This is a genomic window from Flavobacterium sp. P3_A6 (assembly GCF_056403035.1).
Window position 1 is genome coordinate 1 of the sequence record NZ_JBFUGG010000050.1, and the last position, 1,968, is coordinate 1,968.

The 1,968-nt window shown below is 46.9% G+C and carries 1 protein-coding gene; it reads left to right on the forward strand.

Features of this window, described 5'->3' with window-relative positions; translation table 11 throughout:
- On the forward strand, window positions 1-1,968 hold a 1,968-nt coding region (locus AC1DVP_RS21220; RefSeq protein ID WP_477185460.1), incomplete at both ends, for a SprB repeat-containing protein.

Sequence of the window (1,968 nt, forward strand, 5' to 3'; positions counted from 1 at the left end):
ACAGTTACTATCGGAGCAGAAAGCGTTCCATCGATCACAGCTCCGGCGGCACAGTGCTATACGGGAACACCAATTTCGGTTACCGTTACAGGATCAGGCACAGGATCATTAACCTACAGCAAAGACGGTATAACTTACCAGTCCAGCCCGACATTCAGCTTAACCCCTGGAAGTTATACCTTATACTTAAAAGACGGTTTCGGCTGTGTGGCTTCTACGCCGTATACAGTTGCACCGCAATTGACGCTGACCGCTTCACCAGCAGTGGACATTACCTGTACTCCGGACACGACTATTAATTTGTCGGCCAACGGCGGTACGGGCGCTTATACTTATGCCGTTTCATCCAATGGCGGAGCTACTTACACAGCAACGGCAAACCCTTATGTTACGGCTATCGCAGGAACCTATAGATTTAGAGTGACTGACTCGGCTGCACCAGCGTGCCAGGCTTTTTCAACAGATGTAATTGTTACGGCAAAAGCGACTGTTTTAACATTAAGCACTACCAAAGTGGATGTTAAATGTAAAAATGATAACACGGGAAGCATCACAATTACACCGACTTCAGGTAAAGCGCCGTATACTTACAGCGTAACTAAAGGAGGCGCAGCAGTTTCTGCAGCAGCTGTGACCACAGGACTTACAGCAGGGACTTATGATATCGTAATTACAGACGCACTGGGCTGTACATCTGCATCCACTGCAGTTGTAATTACCGAGCCTGCAGTTGCATTATCTGCTACGGCTGTGGCTCCGGCTACGACAACCTGCAGCACGTCTACTGTTGTTACAGTTACCGGACATGACGGTACGGCTCCTTATACTTACAGTTTCAACGGAGGCGGATTTACATCAGTTAACACTCAGACAGTAAATGACAACGGGACATCAGACCAGGTAATCGCTTATCAGGTAAAAGACGCTAACGGCTGTGTGACAGTTTCACAAAACATTACCGTTAAGAAATTAAATCCTCCTACGGGGATTACTTTCTCAGGCCTTACGCCGATTACGTGTAATACGACAGCAACAAGCATTACCCTGACTACAGCAGGCGGAGTTGCTCCGGTTAGCTACACGATAGTTTCAGGACCGGTAACAAATACATCAGGCGCATCAAGCGGTATCTTTACAGGACTTACAGCCGGTAATTATGTATTTGAAGTAAAAGATGCTAACGGCTGTACTAAGCAGGAATCCAAAACGATAGACCCTGCACCGGCAGTTGCTGTTTCAGGAGTTAAAACGGATGAAAAATGTTTTGGCGCACTAGACGGTACGGCAGTATTCACAGTAACAGGAGCCAGCAGTACAGGAAATTACACTTATGTATTGTCACCAGCGGTTGCTGCCTCACAAATTACTAAATCTGGAAATACAGTAACGGTAACAGGCTTAGGAGCAAACAGCTATACATTGACAGTTACAGACAGCACAACAGGCTGCAACGGAACCTCCAATGCGGTAACAGTAGGAGCTGCAACAGCAATTACCTATAGCGTTTCCGGAACAAAAATCAACTGTACAACGACAGTTTCCACGCTGTCCATTACAGCAATAACAGGCGGATCGCCAGGTTATACGTATGCTTATGCGGCAAGCCCTTCCACAGTTCCAAGCACCGCATACGGAAGCAGCACTACAGTAGATACGGCAGTTTTAACCAGCAGTATCGATGTTTATGTAAAAGACGCCAATGGCTGTTTTGTTAAGAAAACAGTTACTATCGGAGCAGAAAGCGTTCCATCGATCACAGCTCCGGCGGCACAGTGCTATACGGGAACACCAATTTCGGTTACCGTTACAGGATCAGGCACAGGATCATTAACCTACAGCAAAGACGGTATAACTTACCAGTCCAGCCCGACATTCAGCTTAACCCCTGGAAGTTATACCTTATACTTAAAAGACGGTTTCGGCTGTGTGGCTTCTACGCCGTATACAGTTGCACCGCAATTGACGCTG